Below are 19,135 nucleotides of genomic sequence, written 5' to 3'. Positions count from 1 at the left end.
TCATCAGCCAAAAAGCGATTTCACCCGCACCTGTCTTATATCGGCGGGTAGGCTGAATTACTTAGTCGTGTTAACGAAGGGGCCGACAGGCTGTGTTGTCTTCGTCATGTGCGGGCCTTGAAGCGTGAGGCCCACTCGAGGGCGAGATCCCGTTGACGCAGGTAATTGACCCCGGCGGCGGCCAGTAGGGCGATGAATGCGGCAAGCGCGGCCAAGGCCATGTCCTTTTGCGAGTCCCACGGGTCTTGTTGGGCGCCGACAAAGGCCTTGGCGGTGTCGCCGCCGATATAGGCACCGCCCAACCACTCGATGATCTCGTAAATGGCCGACGACGCGAGGATCAGGCTCCAGGCCAGGAAATAGCCCCTGAACCCCGTTGCTGGCGCAACCCGCAGCAAAACCTCGCGCAGCGGATAGGCCAGCAGCAGGCCGTAGCTGAAATGCACCAGCCGATCGAATTGGTTGCGCTGGAAACCCATGAGTTGGTCCAGCGACTGGCCCCCGGTCAGGGCCTGCCACCATTGGTTGTAAGGCACCTTGGCATAGGTGTAGTGGGCGCCGACTTCATGGATGCAGAGGAACACGAACAGCAGTGTGGCGGACAGCCGGGAAAAGCTGAATCGCCGATGAACACTCACCAGGACGATCAATAACGCAATGACCAGCAGGTTCTCCGCCAGCCAGTCGCTGCGTTTCAGCGGCGCGATGGCCAACCATCCCCACAGCACGCAGAACACCAGCAGCAGGGACCGTTCATAGCGACGATGCAGCTCAACGGTTGGCATCGCGTCACGCCTCACTTTTTCTCCGTGGGATGGCCCGGCAGCAGGCTGCTCAATACCTGCTTGGCGGTCTCGACCACGATGCCTCGCTCGTTCGGGTCGCCCTGGAGCAGGGTCGAGGCAAACTTCTTCGCCTGTTCCAGCTTGATGTGCGGCGGCAGCGGTGGCACGTCGGGATCGGTGCGAAACTCGATCAACACCGGACGGTCCGCCGCCAGCGCGGTTTCCCAGGCCGTGGCCACGTCGTCCTCATGCAGCACCAGGATGCCCTTCAAGCCAATGGATTCGGCGAACAGGTGGTAGGGCACGTCGGGGATGTCCTGGGAGGCGGCGAATTTCGGATCGCCCTCCATGACCCGCTGTTCCCAGGTGACCTGGTTCAAATCCCGATTGTTGAACACCGCGCAGATCCAAGTGCCGTTGGCCCAGGTGCGCCAGTATTTGGCGACGGTGATCAGCTCGGCCATGTTGTTCATCTGCATGGCGCCATCGCCCACCAAGGCGATCACCGGTCGCTCCGGATGACAGAACTTCGCCGCGATGGCATACGGCACGGCCGCCCCCATCGACGCCAGGCCACCGGACAGTGAACACATCATGCCGCGGCGGATCTTCAGGTCGCGGGCGAACCAGTTGGCGCAGGAGCCGGAATCACAGGTGATGACGGCGTGCTCCGGCAACCGTGGCGACAGTTCGAAGGTGACCCGTTGCGGGTTGATCGGCTTGGCGGATACCCGGGCGCGTTTTTCCAGGGTCCGGTCCCAGCGTTCCCGCCAATGTTCGATTTTCTTGCGCCAGCTGCGGTCGGTTTTTTCCTCGATCAACGGCAGCAGGGCGCGCAAGGTATCGACGCTGTCGCCGTGCAGGTTGACCTCCATGGGATAGCGCAGGCTGAGCATGTCCGCCTGAATGTCGATCTGCACACCCCGGGCCTGGCCTTCAGGGGGCAGGAATTCGGCGTAGGGGAAGCCGGAGCCGATCATCAGCAGCGTGTCGCAGCCGGCCATCAGGTTGTCGCTGGGTTCGGTGCCGAGCAGGCCGATGGTGCCGGTGACCCAGGGCAGGTCATCCGGTAGGGCAGCCTTGCCCAACAGCGCCTTGGCCACGCCGGCGCCAAGCTTTTCGGCGATGGTAATCACTTCGTCGGTGGCATGCAGCGCTCCGGCACCGACCAGGATGGCGACTTTCTTGCCGGCATTGAGGACCTCGGCGGCTTTGCGCAGGTCCTCTTCGTAGGGGACGATGCTGGGTTTGCGATAGCCGACGCCGGAGTGAACCGTCCCATGCTTGTGAGGTGGCGGGGTGTATGCCATGTCCTGGAGGTCGTTCGGCAGGATCAGCGCCGTGACCCGGCGCTCGCCCACCGCCGTGCGTACGGCGCGGTCCACCAAGTGACGCACCTGGGCGGGCACGCTGGCTTGCTGTACGAACGCCCCGGCCACGTCCTTGAACAGGCTGACCAGGTCCAGTTCCTGCTGGTAATGCCCGCCCAGCGCGGCGCGGGCCTGCTGGCCGCAGATGGCGAGCACGGGCATGTGGTCCATCCGCGCGTCGTAGAGGCCGGTCACCAAGTGGGGCGCGCCGGGACCGGAGGTGGCGATGCAGACCCCCAGCTCGCCGGTGAACTTGGCGTGGGCACAGGCCATGAACGCGGCCATTTCCTCGTGGCGAGCCTGAATGAAGCGGATTTTTCCCTGGGCGCGGTTCAAGGCGCCAAAGACGCCGTTGATGCCATCGCCCGGATAGCCATAGATACGGCGAACCCCCCATTCATAAAGACGTTCCACCAGAAAATCACCGACGGTCATGCTCATGTCTGTCCCTCGTTTCGGGCCTCAGTCGCTTGGCGCGACCTGCAGCGGTTGACGTTCATACAGGACTTGACCGGTGCAGGTCTGCCAAGGTTTCGATTTTTTCAACGTCAAGGACCTGAGGCCGGGCAGGCGTGTATCGCAGTGTGTACCGCGCGGGCCCGGATACATCGGCTTGAGGAAGACCCGGAGCGGCGACACAGGCCGGATACACATCGGCGATTAACTACGCCAGCCAGCCGGCACCGAGCCTCGGTGCGGGTGACTGGCGTATTGATCGTTCGAGGACTACCCCATGCTCAACTTCTCCCGAAATTCGTCCCTTGCACTCGGCCTGGCCCTGGTCGGCGGCCTTGGTCTTTCCACGGCGGCTTCGGCCTTGACCATGAACGACCTGGCCCAGGGCTACACCCTGGCGGCAGCCGATACCGTGAAGAAACCCGCCGAAGGCAAGTGTGGCGAGGATAAGTTCGCCAAGACCGATACCAACCACGATGGCAAGGTCTCGCGCGACGAGTTCATCGCCGCGGCACCGGAGCGCGCCGCTGAATTCGACAAGATCGACGCCAACCACGACGGCGGTATCTCGTTGCCGGAAGCCAAGCAATACCTGTCGGCCCAGGCGAAGACTGCGGAAGGCAAATGCGGCGAAGGCAAGTGTGGGGCGGCTATCGAGTCCTGATTCGCCCGGTGGTGAGCCTGATGAGCTGATGCCAGCCCACTGATGCGGCATCGGACAAAGGACCCGTGGCGAGGGAGCTTGCTCCCGCTGGACTGCGCAGCAGGCCCAAAAAACCGGGGCCGCCGCGCGACCCAGCGGGAGCAAGCTCCCTCGCCACGGGTGTTCGGTTTCCATCGAGTGGTGGGGGATCGCTCCATGAGGCTCTCCACATCTCGTTTCCCAGGAGATGTGTCATGTTGAATTTACCTCAACCCTCTGCAGGCCTTGGCCTGCGCCGGGCCTTGCTCGCTGAACTGCGCCAGGCGCCGGCCGGGGGATTTCGACTTTCTCGAAGTGGCCCCGGAAAACTGGATCGGAATCGGCGGCGCCCATGGCGCCGCCTTGCATTCGCTGGCCGAACGTTATCCGTTGACGTGCCATGGCCTGTCATTGTCCCTGGGTGGACCGGCACCGCTGGACCTGGCGTTTCTCGGCCAGGTGCGTGCTTTCCTCGAACGTTTCAACGTGCCGTTGTACAGCGAGCACTTGAGCTACTGCGGCGATGAAGGGCATTTGTACGACCTGCTGCCGCTGCCTTTTACCGAGGAAGCGGTGCATCACGTGGCGGCGCGGATCCGTCAGGCCCAGGATGTACTGGAGCGGCGCCTGGCGGTGGAAAACGTCTCCTATTACGCCGCCCCCCAACACGACATGAGCGAGCTGGAATTCACCCGGGCGGTGTTGCGCGAAGCCGATTGCGACCTGTTGCTGGACGTCAACAACGTCTATGTCAACTCGATCAATCACGGTTTCGATCCCCGGGCGTTCCTGCAGGGCCTTGAACCGGGGCGCGTGGTGGCGATGCATGTGGCCGGGCACTACGACGAGTCCGACACATTGAAGATCGACAGCCATGGCGCGCCGGTCAAACCGGTGGTCTGGGCACTGCTGGAGCAGGCCTATGCCCGTTTCGGCGCGCAGCCGACCTTGCTTGAACGGGATTTCAACTTCCCGCCCTATGCCGCGCTGGTGGCTGAGTTGCAGACGATTCGCCAGTTGCAACACCAGGCCGTCACCCGGCAAGCGGTGACCCATGACTGAAGTCCGGCAGACGCTACACCAACAGCAACAGGCGTTGACCCGTTACCTGCGCGATCCTGAACAGTGCCCGGCTCCGGCCGGCATGGATGTGGCGCAGGCGCAGGTGTACCGCGACCTGATCTTCGAAAACATGCGCTCGTTGCTCAGTGGCACTTTCCCGGTACTGGTGAGCGTGCTGGGGCAGGAAAAGTGGCGTGCCTGCGTGCGGCGTTTCTTGCGCGAGCACCGCTGCGTCACGCCCAGGTTCGGTGAAATCGCCGAAGAGTTCGTGGGCTACCTCGCGGCCCACCCGTCGCCGGACTGGCCGTTGTTCGTGGCGGAGCTGGCGCACTATGAGTGGGTCGAGATGGTGCTGTTGCAAGCCGAGGCCGAGCCGCTGTCGAGCCATGACGAGGCCTCCTTGCTCGACTCACCGCTGCGTGTCTCGCCCCTGGCCTGGCCGCTGGCGTACCAGTGGCCTGTGCATCGCCTGGCGCCGAACTACCAGCCCTCGACGCCACCGGCCGAGCCGACGCTGTTGCTGGTGCGGCGCACGCCTGGGTTTGAGGTGCGCTTTTCCGAACTCAGCCTGTTGGCCTGGCGGCTTCTGCAGCGCATCGAGGAGTATCCCGGGTTGGCGGGGCGAGAGCAGTTGCGGGCGTTGGCGCAGGAGGCGGGGGTGAGTGGATTCGATTTCATGGACAACGCCGTGGCGCTGTTGCGGCGGATGCAGGAAGAAGGGGTTGTCGGGGCAAAACCGTAATAATCGAAATCCTTGTGGGAGCGAGCCTGCTCGCGATGGCGGTGGATCAGCAATGTTGCATTGACTGGAACTCCGCTATCGCGAGCAGGCTCGCTCCCACAGCGATGGGCATGATGTCTTATCTGCGGCGCAGCCCAGTCATGAGCACAGCATCCACACTCAACTTCCCGGCCCCCTGCAACACCAACGGCAACAACGCCACCAGGTAAATCAACGGCAGCTTGAAGTTGCCATGGCCTTTATTGGTAATCGCATAGCCCTGGGCCAGTTCGCTCAAGCTCGACCAGTCCGCCGGCCAATGCACGGCAGCAGTCGCCACCACGGTGACGATGATCAACACCAGCGCCGACAGGCGCGTGCCCAGGCCGATCAACAGGGCGATGGCACAGACCAGTTCGGCCCACATCGACAGTTCCCAGTTCCAATGGGCCGGTACATGGTTGAAGGGGAAAGGGAAGGCGGACTGGATTTCGGCGAACCAGTTCGTGCCGTTCCATTTCTCCAGGCCGGACTCGAAGAACTCCCAGGCCAGGAACAAGCGCAGGCCCAACGGCGCGAGCCATGCTCCGGCGTGATCGAGCTGGATGGGCAGGGTTTTCAAGATTCTTGCAGACATGATGATCTCCCAGGGCTCAGGCCGCACGTTGCGGGGTGTGGAGGCGCTTGTTGGCCTGGGCCAGCTTGCCCACCAGGCGGATGGCGGTGGCGGCGCAGATCAGGCCGAAGGGCATCACATACCAGGCGCTCATGGGGATGCGTTTGAAATTGGAATAGGCAAAGATCGCCGCCAGCACCCACATACCGGTGACATGCAGGCGTTTCCAGGCCTTGAAACCGATCAGGCGCGTGGTGGTTTTGAATGAGGTCAGGGCCAGCAACAGGATGAACACGTAGCCCACGGTGCCGGGCACGTTGCCGAGGATGGTGCGGCCGGGCCAGAACTCGGGATTGAGCTGGCCGTAGCTGTAGATCAGCACGGCATGGACTAGATGGGAGAAGGCAAAGGCCAGCCCGATGAAGCGTCGTTCACGCACCAGCGACCGGCTCAGGGGCGCGGGAACCAGTACCGCGAAGGCCGAGGCGGTGAAGGCCAGCAGGAACAAGGCGAAGGACGAGCGAGCCGTGGCGCGAATGGCACTGCGTACGCCTTCGGCCAGGTCCGGATTGAGGACCAGGATCAACCCGGTCATCAGCAGCACCAGGGCGGCGAGCAGGCTGAACAGCGACCAACCTTGGTAACGAAAGGGGGATGCAGTTGCGGTAGACATGTAAAAGGCTCCTTGGATGTCGAGGCCCGGTCGTGATAGTCGCCGGGGATACGAGGGGAGTCTTTCAAGCCGGTGTAAGTGGGGTGTGTCCGCAATGCAGGACTGTGCAAGTTTGTGTATGCCGATTAGCCGCAGACACACTGGCATACAAACCCGCATCCAATTAAATACCCAACCCCTGTGGGAGCGAGCCTGCTCGCGATGGCGTCAGGTCAGTCGAACAGGTATTGGCTGACACACCGTTATCGCGAGCAGGCTCGCTCCCACAGGGGGAATGGGTAAGGCATCAATATTTGTAGCGCCTCGGAACATTGTGGGAGCGGGCTTGCTCGCGAAGACGGCTGCATATTCAACATTGATACTGCCAGACACACCGCTTTCGCGAGCAAGCCCGCTCCCACACTTGGACCTACGCCTGGGAGAGACCGTCGCGGTTCAGGCGCAACTCGGCGCACAGGCCGCCGCCGTCGCGGTTGCTCAGGGTCAGTGAGCCGCCCATGGCGATCGCCAATTGCTGGGCGATGGCCAAGCCCAGGCCGGTGCCGCCGGTTTCCCGGTTGCGCGAGCTCTCTCCACCCGGTAGAACGGCTTGAGCACCTCGGCCAGCTCCTGCTCGCTGATGCCGGGGCCATGGTCCAGCACCTGGATCGCCAGTTGCCCGTTGTCGGTCTGTTGCACCTGGATCTGCGCTGCGCCGCCGAATTTCAAGGCGTTGTCCACCAGGTTGACCAGCACCCGGCGCAAGGCATGGGGGCGGGTGTCGATCACGGCAGCGTTTTTCCCGGACAGTTGCACGTCCTTGCCGGTGTCCTGGTAGTCGAACACCAGGCTGTCGAGAAATGCATCCAGGCTGATCCGGCAACTGGCCTCGGTGGCGCCGTGAATGCTACGGGCATAGGCCACGCCTTCACGCACCAGATGTTCCATTTCGCTCAAGTCGCTCCACAATTTGTCCCGTTCGATCCCTTCGTCCATGAATTCGGCGCGCAATTTCATGCGCGTGATGGGCGTCTGCAAGTCATGGGAAATCGCTGCCAGCAACTGCATGCGCTCCTTGAGGTAGGCTGCGATGCGGTCCTGCATGGCATTGAACGCCTTGGCCGCGTGCACCACTTCGGTCGGGCCTTTTTCGTCCAGGCGCACGCTATGGGCGTTCGGGTCGAGGGTTTCCACCGCCTGGGCCAGCCGGGTCAGGGGACCGACGGCGATGCGCACGGCCAGCCAGGTGCAGCCGATCAGCAGCGCCAACTGCCCCAGCAACACCATCGGCAGCCAGGGAGAGAGGGGTGTCATCGCCGGGCGTACGTCGATGGTCAGCGGGCTGCCGTCCCTCAGGCGCAAATGCGCCTGATAGTGCATTTGCGGCCCGGGGATCTGTTGGAAGGTCAGGCCATAGGCCTGGCCGATGGCTTCCTGGATCGAACTGACCGAGATCGGCGCGTCGGCCAGGTCCATCGGTTGGCCGGGCTGGCCTTCACCGAGCAGGTAGCCGTAGTTGCGCCGGGCGAGTTTTGGCAGCCAGGCCGGGCGCTCGGCGGCAGGCAGGCGGTCGAGAATGGCGACGGAGGTCGAGACGTCGGTTTCCAGGTTGCCGAGCATGGTCGACCTGGCGCTCTGGTAGCGCTCGTAGTACTGGACGCCGAAGGACAGGCCCTGGGCCAGGATCAGGCCGATCAGGAAGATCAGCGACAGCCTGGAGGCGAGCGTCCGCGGCCAGCGCAGCGACAGGCTCATACCGATGCCTCGAGGATCTCCACCGGCAGCGAGAACACGTAGCCTTCGCTGCGCACGGTCTTGATGTAGGCCGGCTCCCGGGCATCGTCCAACAGACGCTGGCGCAGGCGGCTGACCAGCAGGTCGATGGAACGATCGAACAGGTCGGCGTCCCGGCCCTGGGTCAGGTTAAGCAATTGGTCGCGGTTGAGCACCCGTTGCGGATGGTCGAGAAATACCCGCAATAAACGATACTCGGCACCACTCAAGGCCACCATGGTGCCGTCGGTGTCCAGCAGGTGACGGGCGGTGGTGTCCAGGCGCCAGCGCCCGAACGCCAGCAAGCGACCGCTTTCGGTGACCACCAGGTTGGGCGGCAGCATGCGGGTGCGGCGCAGCACGGCATTGATGCGCGCCAGCAGCTCGCGGGCGGCGAAGGGCTTGACCAGGTAATCGTCGGCGCCCATCTCCAGGCCGATGATGCGGTCGGTCTCGTCGTTGCGGGCGGTGAGCATCAGCACCGGCGTGGCCTTGTGCTTGCCGGCACGCAGTTCCCGACACAGCACCAGGCCATCATCGCCGGGCATCATGATGTCCAGCACGATCAGGTCCACCGGGGTGGTTTCCAGGAAGGCGCGCATCTGCCGGCCATCGGCAACCACGGTGGTGCGCAGGCCGTTCTTTTTCAGGTAATTGCCAACCAGCTCTCTGATCTCGCGATCGTCATCCACTATCAACACGTGATCGACATGATCCATGGTGTTCAGCCCCCTCGGCGTTTCGTTGTGATCAGTCTACAGACGCCGGCCGGCCCGGCTCGCGACGGTTTGTATTGCAGTGTATCTGTCGCGCGGTGGATACACAGCGATGCAAAAGGCCCCCTGGCTCGATACAGGCGCGATACCTGCGCGGCATTCAATGGCACCCATCGAGGCGACACAACAGGCCTCGGCAGATAAACACCCATTGAATCGAGGAATCGCCATGAACACCAAAGCCATCTACGCCGCCTGCCTCTTCGCTGCACTGAATATTTGCACGCTGTCGGCTCGGGCCGAAAGCAACGTGCCGGCGCAAACCTACACCTACGGCACCCACCTGGACATCCAGAAAGTGCTCTCCCTTAGCGAAGACGCCCAGCCGACCTGCGGTGTGGTCAACGCCCACATGACCTATCTGGACTCCACGGGCCACAAGCAAGCGCTGAACTATCGCAAGCTTTCCGATAACTGCAGCAACCAGAACTGACCTGTTTTTGTGGCGAGGGAGGGAGCTTGCTCCCGCTGGGGCGCGAAGCGGCCCCCTGTATGGGTCTGACACACCGTGTTGTCAGTCACTTTCGGGGCCGCTTCGCAGCCCAGCGGGAGCAAGCTCCCTCGCCACAGGGTTTGCGTCGGCCTTTTATAGTGAGGTATTGCCATGCTTCTGATCGCTTTTCTCGGCGGGATCCTGACGATCCTCAGCCCCTGTATTCTTCCGGTGGTGCCGTTTCTGTTCGCCCGGGCCGATCGCTCTCGCGGCTCGGTGCTGCTGACCCTCGGCGGCATGGTGCTGACGTTTGCCCTGGTCTCCAGCCTGGCGGTGGTCAGCAGCGAGTGGGTGGTGCGCGCCAGCAGCGTCGGCCGGCAAGTCGCCTTGGCGGTGATGGTGGTGTTCGCCTTGTCGCTGATCTTCAGCCGGGTCGGAACCTGGCTGGCGCGGCCGCTGGTCAGCTTGGGCAATCGCCTGGACGCCGGTGCCGGGCGCATGGCCGGACCCGTGGCGTCAGTGCTGATCGGGGTGGCCACCGGGCTGCTCTGGGCTCCGTGCGCCGGACCGATACTCGGAGTGATCCTGACCGGCGCCATGTTGCAAGGCGCCAGCACACAAACCAGCCTGCTGTTGCTCGCCTACGGCCTGGGCAGTGCCTTGTCCCTGGGGACGTTGATCCTGGCAGGGCGGGGACTGGTCGGTCGCCTGAAACTCTCGCTGCCGATCACCACCTGGCTGCGCCGGGGAACGGGAGTGGTGGTGTTGCTGGCGGCCGTGGCGATTGGCACCGGGACGGATGACCGGTTGTTGGCGGCGACTTCATCTCAACAGTCGACCACCTTGGAAAAAAGCTTGCTGGAAAACGTGCCCAAGGCCATCGACTATGTGGTGAGCAAGGCCGGGGCGAGTTCCATGCCGACCCTCGAATCCCAGGGCACCATGCCCGCGTTGGACGGTGCGGTGCAGTGGTTGAACTCGCCGCCGCTGAGCAGCGAGTCACTGCGGGGCAAGGTGGTGCTGGTGGATTTCTGGACCTATGACTGCATCAACTGCCAACACACCTTGCCCTATGTGAACGGTTGGGCGAAGAAGTATGAAAAGGACGGGCTGGTGGTGATCGGCGTCCATACCCCGGAATACGGCTACGAGAAGATCATCGACAACGTGCGCGAGCAGGTGCGCAAGCTGGACATCCACTACCCGGTGGCGATCGACAATCAGTATGCGATCTGGCGTGCCTTCAACAACCAGTATTGGCCAGCCCATTACTTCATCGATGCCAAGGGGCAGGTGCGCTACAGCCACTTTGGCGAGGGACGTTATGACGAGCAGGAGCAGGTGATCCAGCAACTGCTGCAGGAAGCGAAGGCGGGCTGATGAACCGTGGCGAGGGAGGTTGTCCGCTGCTTATCTGACATATCGAGTTGTCAGTGCTTTCTTGGGGGCTGCTTCGCAGCCCAGCGGGAGCAAGCTCCCTCGCCACAGGATAGGTATTTTTCATTAAAGTTGTTTTATTTCAATTGGTTAGTAATTTGATCTCTACCATTTTCTAGATTTTCGCGTCACTAGGGTAGGTAGTTGGAGTTCAAGTTAAATTTGTTTATTTTCAATAAGTTAATCTAATAACCTCTACCTGTTTGTAGGATGGCTATCGCCTGGGCAGCCATTGCAGTGGATGAAGGCAAGCCAATACCCGTGGCGAGGGAGCTTGTTCCCGCTGGGCTGCGAAGCGGCCTCAGGAACGCAACGCCAACGCGGCGTGCCAGGCAGACAGGGGGCCTGTTCAAATGCTGGCCCCTTGCTCATTTGTATACGGTCAAACTTCTTTCCTTTCAGAAAGTTGGGCGACAAACCTATGCGTATTTCTATGTGGGTCGTAACGACGTTTCTCCTGGCCGCCGTCTCGCTTGAGGCCCAGGCCAGGGCGCTGACGCAGAACCAGCAATCGGTGTGCCGCTGGGGTTCGGACATTGCGGCGGGCGCGCAGGCGTCGAAGCTGTCTGGCGTCAGCCTGTACGGCGCGCGGAAGAAGCTGCAAGTGCGCAAGTTTCCCCGGCCCTGGATGCGCATGACCGCCCTGGGCATTATCGAACAGACCTACAACAGCGCGTCGCGTCTCAAACCCGCGGCGGTCAAGCAGACCTACTACGAGCAATGCGTCCGCCATGAGCTGGCGCGCCGGTAGGCCCTCAAGCCGGGCTGCGGCCAGGCATTTCGATGCCATGCTGGTGCACCCGTCGATACAGGGTCGCCCGGGAAATGCCCAGGGCCCGGGCGGCGGCGGTGGGTTTCCAGCGATGACGCACCAACGCATCGAGCAACGCCTGGCGTTCCGGGCTGGCACTTGGCTCCGGCCCGTGATCGGTGGAGTCTGTCCCGTGCATTGACTCGGGCAGGTGGCTGAGTTGGATCACGCTGGCTTCGCACACCGCGCAGGCATAGCGCAGCACATGGCGCAACTGGCGGACATTGCCCGGCCAGTGGTAACCGAGCAGACATTCCAGGGCTGCGCCGCTCAATTGCACCGTTTCTCCGCACAGCGCTGACTCCTCGACAAGAATCCGATTGATCAGCGCCAACCGATCGCTGCGTTCGCGCAACGGTGGCAGTTGGAAGCGTGCGCCACCCAGGCGGAAATACAGGTCCTCGCGAAACTCGCCGGCGGCCACCAGTGTTTCCAGGTCGCGGTGGGTGGCGCAGATCACCTGGATGTCCACGGCCTTGCGGCGCGATGCCCCCAGCGGCGCCACTTCACCCTCGGCCAGTACCCGCAGCAGGCGGGTCTGCAAGGCCAGCGGCATGTCACCGATTTCATCCAGGAACAAGGTACCGCCATCGGCCTGTTGCAACAGGCCCTGCATGCCTTTGGCCGAGGCGCCGGTGAAAGCGCCGGCGACGTAGCCGAACAATTCGCTCTCGATCAGGCTTTCGGGAATGGCGGCGCAGTTCAACGCCACGAATGGACGATCACGACGCTGGCTGGCCTGGTGCAACTGGCGGGCGAAGACTTCCTTGCCGGAACCGGTTTCGCCCTGGATCAGCACCGGCAGGTTGCGATCCTTGACCCGCACCGCCAGACGCAGGCTGTCGGCCAGGCGCGGGTCGATCTCGGACGGGTTCAGCGCAACCCGCGGACGCGTACTGGCCCGATGGCGTGGCGCGCTCAAGCGGCCATGCATGGCGTGGTCGAGCGGGCAGAGGCTTTCGTCCCGGGCACGGTGCAGCAGTTGCTGGTCGAACACCTGGCCGATGTGTTGCGGCAACTGCCCGTAATGTTGCAGCAGGTACTGGCGGGCGGCGGGGTTCAGGGCTTGCAGGCAGCCGTCGTCGTCCCAAGCGAACAGGAAGTCCGGCTGGCTGTCGACGTAGCCGGGGTTGCGATGGGCCCGCAGCACCCAGTAGCCCTGGGCGCTGCTCATGAAAAACGCCTGTTCGATCTCTCGGGCGCTCTGTACCACCATTTGCCGTATCAGGTGCTGCGAGCGTCGATCGTCCGGCGAGCGCACCGCCGAGACGTCCAATACCCCGAGCAATTCACCCTGGGGGTCGAACACCGGCGCGGCGGAGCAGGTCAGGCCAATGAACGCCGCGCGGAAATGGTCGCGCTTGTGCACCGTCACCGGGGCCTTGGCCGTGAGCACCGCCGCCACGCCACAGGTGCCTTCTTCGCCCTCCGACCAACAGGTGCCCAGGTACAAGCCGGCCTTGCGGCAGTCGTTGCGGATCGTGGTTTCCACTCGATAGTCGATGGTCTGGCCCTGGGCATCGGTCAGTAGCACGCAGTAGTCGGCATCGCGCACTCGGCCATGCAGGCGGGCGACTTCTTCGCTGGCGATATTGAGGAACAGCTCGGAGCGTTCGCGGCATTGCTTGAGCACGTCCTGGGAGAGGATGCGCGGGCCCTGCAACGAACCGGGGTCCAGGTGATGTTGCTCCAGGGACCGGCGCCAGGAATCGAGGATCAGGTCCGGGACGGGCAGCTGTGGCAATTGGTTCGCGTTTTTCACCACGCGACTGACGCAATCCACGTGCGCCCGGGAGTGAGCGGAAAGCATAGGGGCCTCCGATTCAGCTTCTTATCGTTGTGCGCACATTAAGCGCCGTTCGCCGGGTACAGACAAGCTCGACCGGTTGTTCGGCCCGTGTGAGACGCCACGTCTCAGGGTCTCGCCGAAGCCTCGTGCAACCTGACATGGAGCGTCTCACCAGAGCTCGCTCCGCTGCATTGAACAAACCGATGGGACCGCTCTGGTCAGGGCTTTTCGAAGACTTTTTTCGTTACTGGCACTGCCCTTGCTCTACCTCTGCAACCCGCTCGACGGGGCATCCAATAATAACAACGAGGTGCCTATGTTTTCTTGCCCAGGGTCTGGCTGCCCAGACCGTTCGCCTATCCCCGCCACGGTGGCGCCATGAGTCGCCGGCCACTGACCGTGGGCATCATCGCCAACCCCGCATCGGGCCGTGACGTGCGGCGCCTGACCGCCAACGCCGGGCTGTTTTCCAGTACCGACAAGGTCTCGGTGATCCAGCGCCTGCTGGCCGCGTTCGGCGCCACCGGCATCGAGCAGGTGCTGATGCCCACCGACATGATCGGCATGGCCGCCGCCGTACTGAAGAACAGTCACAGTCGTCAGGCCCGCAGCAGCCATTGGCCGGCCCTGGAGTTCCTCGACCTGACCCTGCGCCAGACCGTCGAAGACACTCGTCGGGCCGCGCGGCTGATGGCCGAACGCGAGGTGGCGCTGATCGCCGTGCTCGGCGGCGATGGCACTCACAAGGCGGTGGCCGCCGAAGTGGGAGACATCCCGTTGCTGACTCTGTCCACCGGCACCAATAACGCCTTTCCTGAATTGCGCGAGGCCACCAGTGCCGGACTGGCCGGCGGGTTGTACGCCAGCGGACGGATACCGACGCAGATCGGTCTGCGACGTAACAAGCGCCTGCTGGTCTGCGATGCCGGCCGTGGCTTGCGCGAAGTCGCCTTGGTGGACGTGGCCGTGTCGCCGCTGCGCTTTGTCGGCGCCCGGGCCATCAGCCGGGCACAGGACCTGGCCGAAGTGTTCGTGACCTTCGCCGAACCGCAATCCATCGGCCTGTCGGCGCTGTGCGGGTTGTGGTTCCCGGTGTCACGCCAGGCACCGGGTGGTGCCTGGATGCGCCTGGACCCGCAATCGCCCGAAGCGCTGTTGGTGCCACTGGCTCCCGGCCTGTTGCAAGGCTGTGGCGTGCTCGCCGCCGGCCCCTTGGAACCCGGCGTCGCCCACGGCCTGTCGCTCTCCAGCGGCACACTGGCCCTGGATGGCGAGCGGGAAATCGAATTCAACGTCCATGACCGGCCCACGGTCACCCTCGATGCCGGCGGCCCGCTGAGCATCGATGTCAATGCGGTACTGGCCTACGCCGCGCAACAGCGTTTGTTGGCCATTGGCCGTGAACACCCGCAACACCCTCTGAATCTTCAAGAAGACACCTCGGGAGAATAAAAATGTCGACACCGCTCACCCACGATCAATTGCTGCACGCCTACCAGGTGATGCGCACCATCCGCGCTTTCGAAGAGCGCTTGCACGTGGAGTTCGCCACCGGCGAGATTCCCGGTTTCGTCCACTTGTATGCCGGCGAAGAAGCGTCGGCCGCCGGCGTCATGGCCCACCTGGGCGATGACGATTGCATCGCGTCCAACCACCGTGGCCACGGCCATTGCATCGCCAAGGGCGTGGATGTCTACGGGATGATGGCCGAGATCTACGGCAAGAAAACCGGCGTCTGCCAAGGCAAGGGCGGCTCGATGCACATCGCCGATTTCGAGAAAGGCATGCTCGGTGCCAACGGCATCGTCGGTGCCGGCGCGCCTCTGGTGGTCGGCGCTGCCCTGGCGGCCCGGCTCAAGGGCACCGACAGCGTCGCTGTGGTGTTCTTCGGTGACGGCGGCTCCAACGAGGGCGCGGTGTTCGAAGCCATGAACATGGCCTCGGTGTGGAACCTGCCGTGCCTGTTCATCGCCGAGAACAACGGCTACGCCGAAGCCACCGCCTCCAATTGGTCGGTGGCCTGCGATCACATCGCCGACCGCGCCGCCGGGTTCGGCATGCCTGGGGTGACGGTGGATGGCTTTGACTTCTTCGCCGTCCACGAAGCCGCCGGGGCTGCTGTCGAACGCGCTCGTGCCGGGGAAGGGCCGTCGCTGATCGAGGTCAAGCTGACGCGCTACTACGGCCACTTCGAGGGCGACGCCCAGACTTACCGGGCCCCCGATGAGGTCAAGCATTTCCGCGAGAACCAGGACTGCCTGATGCAGTTCCGTGAGCGCACCACCCGGGCCGGGCTGCTGTCGGCCGAGCAGTTGGACCAGATCGATAAGGAAGTGGAGCAACTGATCGAAAACGCCGTGTACAAGGCCAAGTCCGATCCCAAGCCCACCGCGGCGGACCTGCTCACTGACGTCTACGTCTCCTATCCCTGAACGCCCTTTATAAAACAAGAATAGAGAATCCCATCATGGCGAGAAAAATCAGCTATCAGCAGGCAATCAACGAGGCCCTGGCCCAGGAAATGCGCCGCGACTCCAGCGTCTTCATCATGGGCGAGGACGTGGCTGGCGGTGCCGGCGCGCCTGGTGAAAACGACGCCTGGGGCGGTGTGCTTGGTGTCACCAAGGGCCTTTACGACCAGTTCCCCGGCCGCGTGCTCGACACGCCGCTGTCGGAAATCGGTTACGTCGGCGCGGCTGTGGGAGCCGCCACCTGCGGCGTGCGTCCGGTGTGCGAACTGATGTTCGTCGACTTCGCCGGGTGCTGCCTGGACCAGATCCTCAACCAGGCGGCGAAGTTTCGCTACATGTTCGGCGGCAAGGCCTCCACGCCCCTGGTGATCCGCACCATGGTCGGTGCCGGCCTGCGCGCCGCCGCCCAGCACTCGCAGATGCTCACGTCCTTGTGGACGCACATTCCGGGGCTGAAAGTGGTGTGCCCGTCATCGCCTTACGATGCCAAGGGCTTGCTGATCCAGGCGATCCGCGACAACGACCCGGTGATCTTCTGCGAGCACAAGTTGCTCTACGGCATGCAGGGCGAGGTGCCGGAAGAGCTCTACACCATTCCCTTCGGCGAGGCCAATTTCCTGCGCGACGGCAAGGACGTGACCCTGGTGTCGTACGGGCGCATGGTCAACACCGCCATGGACGCCGCGCGCAGCCTGGCTGGGCGTGGCATCGACTGTGAAGTCATCGACTTGCGCACCACCAGCCCGATGGACGAGGACAGCATCCTCGAAAGCGTCGAGAAGACCGGGCGCCTGGTCGTGATCGACGAGGCCAACCCACGCTGTTCCATGGCCACCGATGTTTCGGCCCTGGTGGCGCAAAAAGCCTTTGGCGCGCTCAAGGCCCCGATTGAGATGGTCACCGCACCGCATACCCCGGTGCCGTTCTCCGATTCGCTGGAAGACCTGTATATCCCCGACGCGGCGAAGATCGAGCAAGCCGTGCTCAACGTGATCGAGTGGAGCAAGCGCTGATGAGCCAGATTCATACCCTGACCATGCCCAAGTGGGGCCTGTCGATGACCGAGGGCCGGGTCGATACCTGGCTCAAGGAGGAGGGCCAGGCCATCACCAAGGGTGATGAAGTGATGGACGTGGAAACCGACAAGATTTCCAGCAGTGTCGAAGCGCCGTTTTCCGGAATCCTGCGCCGGCAGATTGCCCGGCAGGACGAAACCCTGGCGGTCGGCGCCTTGCTCGGGATTGTCGTTGAGGGCGAAGCCAGTGACGCCGAGATCGATGCGGTTATCGAGCAGTTCCAATCAACTTTTGTCCCCGGTGACGCGGCCGATGAAGACAGCGGACCGAAACCGCAGAAAGTCGAGTTGGACGGGCGGGTCATCCGTTATTTCGAGCGTGGCGAGGGCGGCACGCCGCTGTTGCTGGTACATGGTTTCGGTGGCGACCTGAACGGTTGGTTATTCAACCATGAAGCACTGGCAGCCGGGCGTCGGGTCATTGCCCTGGACCTGCCGGGCCATGGCGAGTCCTCGAAAACCCTGCAACGGGGTGATCTGGACGAGCTGAGCGGCGTGGTGCTGGGCCTGCTCGATCACCTCGACATCAACGCTGTGCATCTGGTGGGGCATTCCATGGGTGGGGCGGTGTCGCTGAACGCCGCGCGCCTGATGCCCCAGCGAGTCCGCTCGCTGACCTTGATCGGCAGCGCCGGGCTGGGCGCGCAGATCAATGGCAGCTACCTGGAAGGTTTCGTCGAAGCCGCCAACCGCAACGCCCTCAAGCCGGCACTGGTGCAACTGTTCTCCAATGCCGAACTGGTCAACCGCCAGATGCTCGACGACATGCTCAAGTACAAGCGCCTGGAGGGGGTGGACGCTGCGCTGCGGCAACTGTCAGCGACGCTCTTCAAGGACGGTCACCAGCAGGTGGACCTGCGCGAGGTCGTGCAGGCCGGCCACGTACCGACGCTGGTGATCTGGGGCAGCGACGACGCAATCATCCCGGTGGCCCACAGCGAAGGGTTGAGTGCCCAGGTCGAAGTGCTTTCCGGCCAGGGCCACATGGTGCAAATGGAAGCAGCCGAGCAGGTCAACCGGCTGATCCTCGGGTTCATCGAACAGCGCTGATCAAGCGGGCGGCGAGGTGGTTCGTCGCCCCGACAAACTTCTGGAGGCAACGTCATGAACGTTTCAATCAAGCCTACCCGCAGCATGCGCGCCGCCGTCTGGCATGGCCGCAACGACATCCGCGTCGAAGACGTGCCACTGCCGGTTTCGCCGCCCGCCGGTTGGGTGCAGATCCGTGTGCAATGGTGCGGTATCTGCGGCTCCGACCTGCATGAATACGTGGCCGGGCCGGTGTTCATTCCGGTGGACGCGCCGCACCCGCTGACCGGGATCAAGGGCCAGTGCATCCTCGGTCATGAGTTCTGCGGCGAGATCGTCGAACTGGGGGCCGGCGTCGAAGGCTTCAGTGTCGGTGAGCCGGTGGCGGCTGATGCGTGCCAGCACTGCGGCACCTGCTATTACTGCACCCACGGGCTGTACAACATCTGCGAGAACCTGGCCTTCACCGGGCTGATGAACAACGGTGCATTTGCCGAACTGGTCAACGTACCGGCCAATTTGCTCTACAAGTTGCCTGCTGATTTTCCGGCCGAGGCCGGTGCGTTGATCGAGCCGTTGGCGGTGGGGATGCACGCGGTGAAGAAGGCCGGCAGCCTGTTGGGCCAGAACGTGGTCGTGGTTGGTGCCGGTACGATCGGCCTGTGCACCATCATGTGCGCCAAGGCCGCCGGCGCGGCCCAGGTGATCGCCCTGGAAATGTCCGGCGCGCGCAAAGCCAAGGCCCTGGAGGTCGGGGCCAGCCATGTGATCGATCCGAAGGAGTGCGACGCCCTGGCCGAAGTTCGTCGTCTGACCGGCGGCCTGGGGGCCGATGTCAGTTTCGAATGCATCGGCAACAAGCACACCGCGAAACTGGCCATCGACCTGATCCGCAAGGCCGGCAAATGTGTATTGGTGGGGATCTTCGAGGAGCCCAGCGAATTCAATTTCTTCGAGCTGGTGTCCACTGAGAAGCAGGTGCTCGGCGCGTTGGCCTACAACGGCGAGTTTGCCGATGTGATCGCTTTCATCGCCGATGGGCGCCTGGACATCTCGCCACTGGTGACCGGCCGCATCCAGCTGGAGCAGATTGTCGGCCAGGGCTTTGAGGAACTGGTCAACAACAAGGAGCACAACGTGAAAATCATCGTGTCTCCCGCACGGATCTGAGAGCGCCCGGGTGGGCGATTTGGCGAT

The 19,135-nt window shown here is 63.2% G+C and carries 16 protein-coding genes and 2 pseudogenes; 11 read left to right on the top strand and 7 right to left on the bottom strand.

What is annotated here, in order from left to right:
* Positions 1-104 precede the first annotated feature (104 nt).
* Both GN234_RS05245 and GN234_RS05240 read right to left on the bottom strand, forming a co-directional pair.
* The gene (locus tag GN234_RS05245) at positions 105-785 is read right to left on the bottom strand and encodes a DUF2238 domain-containing protein (protein ID WP_116832217.1); all 681 of its coding nucleotides are present in this window, start codon (positions 783-785) and stop codon (positions 105-107) included.
* An 11-nt stretch (positions 786-796) separates the two neighbouring features.
* Positions 797-2,596 carry a thiamine pyrophosphate-requiring protein gene (locus GN234_RS05240; protein ID WP_176688015.1) on the bottom strand — a complete coding sequence of 600 codons (1,800 nt, stop codon included), beginning with the start codon at positions 2,594-2,596 and terminating at the stop codon, positions 797-799.
* A 292-nt stretch (positions 2,597-2,888) separates the two neighbouring features.
* Between GN234_RS05240 and GN234_RS05235 the strand changes: the two genes are divergently transcribed.
* The 3 genes and pseudogenes from GN234_RS05235 (at position 2,889) to GN234_RS05225 (ending at position 5,097) form a co-directional block, all read left to right on the top strand.
* Positions 2,889-3,275: an EF-hand domain-containing protein gene (locus tag GN234_RS05235; RefSeq protein ID WP_116832219.1), complete on the top strand. Its 387-nt coding sequence runs from the start codon at positions 2,889-2,891 to the stop codon at positions 3,273-3,275.
* 233 nt (positions 3,276-3,508) lie between these two features.
* Positions 3,509-4,355, top strand: a pseudogene (locus GN234_RS05230) (HvfB family MNIO-type RiPP peptide maturase).
* Entirely contained in the window at positions 4,348-5,097 is a 750-nt protein-coding gene (locus tag GN234_RS05225) for an HvfC family RiPP maturation protein (RefSeq protein WP_176688014.1), read from the top strand. Before GN234_RS05230 ends, GN234_RS05225 begins: the two are co-directional and overlap by 8 nt.
* A gap of 118 nt (positions 5,098-5,215) precedes the next feature.
* Here GN234_RS05225 and GN234_RS05220 read toward each other — a convergent pair whose 3' ends face one another.
* The 4 genes and pseudogenes from GN234_RS05220 to GN234_RS05205 all read right to left on the bottom strand — a co-directional run bounded on the left by GN234_RS05220 (position 5,216) and on the right by GN234_RS05205 (position 8,836).
* Complete coding sequence (locus GN234_RS05220) at positions 5,216-5,713, bottom strand: HvfX family Cu-binding RiPP maturation protein (RefSeq protein WP_116832222.1); 498 nt, start codon at positions 5,711-5,713, stop codon at positions 5,216-5,218.
* A gap of 16 nt (positions 5,714-5,729) precedes the next feature.
* A complete protein-coding gene (locus tag GN234_RS05215) occupies positions 5,730-6,365 on the bottom strand; it encodes a ferric reductase-like transmembrane domain-containing protein (RefSeq protein WP_176688013.1) in 636 nt (211 codons plus the stop codon).
* A 409-nt stretch (positions 6,366-6,774) separates the two neighbouring features.
* Positions 6,775-7,631: pseudogene (locus GN234_RS29985) on the bottom strand (ATP-binding protein).
* Positions 7,632-8,095: 464 nt separating this feature from the next.
* The gene (locus GN234_RS05205; protein WP_003202589.1) at positions 8,096-8,836 is read right to left on the bottom strand and encodes a response regulator; all 741 of its coding nucleotides are present in this window, start codon (positions 8,834-8,836) and stop codon (positions 8,096-8,098) included.
* Positions 8,837-9,062: 226 nt separating this feature from the next.
* Here GN234_RS05205 and GN234_RS05200 point away from each other — a divergent pair, with 226 nt between their 5' ends.
* From GN234_RS05200 to GN234_RS05190, 3 genes are all read left to right on the top strand, one after another.
* Positions 9,063-9,326 (top strand): DUF2790 domain-containing protein, encoded by a 264-nt coding sequence (locus tag GN234_RS05200; RefSeq protein ID WP_109756193.1) that lies wholly within the window; start codon positions 9,063-9,065, stop codon positions 9,324-9,326.
* A gap of 171 nt (positions 9,327-9,497) precedes the next feature.
* Positions 9,498-10,706 (top strand): cytochrome c biogenesis protein DipZ, encoded by a 1,209-nt coding sequence (locus tag GN234_RS05195; RefSeq protein WP_109756192.1) that lies wholly within the window; start codon positions 9,498-9,500, stop codon positions 10,704-10,706.
* Positions 10,707-11,184: 478 nt separating this feature from the next.
* A complete protein-coding gene (locus tag GN234_RS05190; protein WP_176688012.1) occupies positions 11,185-11,514 on the top strand; it encodes a hypothetical protein in 330 nt (109 codons plus the stop codon).
* Positions 11,515-11,518: 4 nt separating this feature from the next.
* Here the strand turns inward: GN234_RS05190 and GN234_RS05185 are convergent, their stop codons facing one another.
* On the bottom strand, positions 11,519-13,384 hold the full coding sequence (locus tag GN234_RS05185; protein WP_176688011.1) for a sigma-54-dependent Fis family transcriptional regulator: 1,866 nt from the start codon (positions 13,382-13,384) through the stop codon (positions 11,519-11,521).
* A 357-nt stretch (positions 13,385-13,741) separates the two neighbouring features.
* On the opposite strand from GN234_RS05185, the gene GN234_RS05180 reads away from it, so the two are divergent.
* The 5 genes from GN234_RS05180 (at position 13,742) to GN234_RS05160 (ending at position 19,108) form a co-directional block, all read left to right on the top strand.
* A complete protein-coding gene (locus GN234_RS05180) occupies positions 13,742-14,815 on the top strand; it encodes an ATP-NAD kinase family protein (protein WP_109756190.1) in 1,074 nt (357 codons plus the stop codon).
* A 2-nt stretch (positions 14,816-14,817) separates the two neighbouring features.
* On the top strand, positions 14,818-15,795 hold the full coding sequence (locus GN234_RS05175; protein WP_109756189.1) for a thiamine pyrophosphate-dependent dehydrogenase E1 component subunit alpha: 978 nt from the start codon (positions 14,818-14,820) through the stop codon (positions 15,793-15,795).
* A gap of 35 nt (positions 15,796-15,830) precedes the next feature.
* Positions 15,831-16,847 (top strand): alpha-ketoacid dehydrogenase subunit beta, encoded by a 1,017-nt coding sequence (locus GN234_RS05170; protein ID WP_176688010.1) that lies wholly within the window; start codon positions 15,831-15,833, stop codon positions 16,845-16,847.
* Entirely contained in the window at positions 16,847-17,959 is a 1,113-nt protein-coding gene (locus tag GN234_RS05165) for an acetoin dehydrogenase dihydrolipoyllysine-residue acetyltransferase subunit (protein ID WP_109756187.1), read from the top strand. Before GN234_RS05170 ends, GN234_RS05165 begins: the two co-directional genes overlap by 1 nt.
* Positions 17,960-18,043: 84 nt before the next feature.
* The gene (locus GN234_RS05160) at positions 18,044-19,108 is read left to right on the top strand and encodes a 2,3-butanediol dehydrogenase (RefSeq protein ID WP_232200268.1); all 1,065 of its coding nucleotides are present in this window, start codon (positions 18,044-18,046) and stop codon (positions 19,106-19,108) included.
* Positions 19,109-19,135: the final 27 nt, after the last annotated feature.

Source organism: Pseudomonas bijieensis, from assembly GCF_013347965.1.
GTDB lineage: Bacteria > Pseudomonadota > Gammaproteobacteria > Pseudomonadales > Pseudomonadaceae > Aquipseudomonas > Aquipseudomonas bijieensis.
The sequence above is the reverse complement of the archived record's forward strand: the minus strand, read 5'-3'. Positions and strand labels throughout refer to the sequence as shown.